The following is a 483-nucleotide window of genomic DNA, read 5'->3' on the forward strand; positions in this document are numbered from 1 at the left end:
CCCATAAACCGTATACCACGCTCAATCTTATGATTTACCAAAGAAACTTTATTAAAGAACTTTCCTTTACCGCCGTCGGCATCTTTGTCGTTCTCTTGGCGGTATTGGTGTCCACGCAGGCCATCAACCTGCTTGGCCGTGCAGCCGACGGGCGTGTCGCCATCGATGCCGTGTTGGCCTTGGTCGGCTTCTGGGTCATCGGCATGACCCCGCTTTTGCTGGTGTTGACCGCATTTATCAGTACGTTGACCGTATTGACCCGCTACTGGCGCGACAGCGAAATGTCGGTTTGGCTCTCCTGCGGATTGGCATTGAAACAATGGATACGCCCGGTTATGCAGTTTGCCGTGCCGTTTGCCATTTTGATTGCCGTCATGCAACTTTGGGTAATGCCGTGGGCAGAGTTGCGCAGTCGTGAATATGCCGAAATTTTGAAGCAGAAGCAGGAGTTGTCTTTGGTGGAAGCCGGCGAGTTCAATAGCT

At 52.2% G+C, this 483-nt stretch carries 1 protein-coding gene; it reads left to right on the forward strand.

Annotation, left to right across the window (positions count from 1 at the left end; genetic code table 11):
* Nucleotides 1–29: 29 nt before the first annotated feature.
* A partial coding sequence (locus ACTHUR_RS19540) for an LptF/LptG family permease (RefSeq protein ID WP_440400448.1) occupies nucleotides 30–483 on the forward strand: 454 nt, incomplete at its 3' end.

Source organism: Neisseria sp. P0021.S007 (assembly GCF_051956855.1).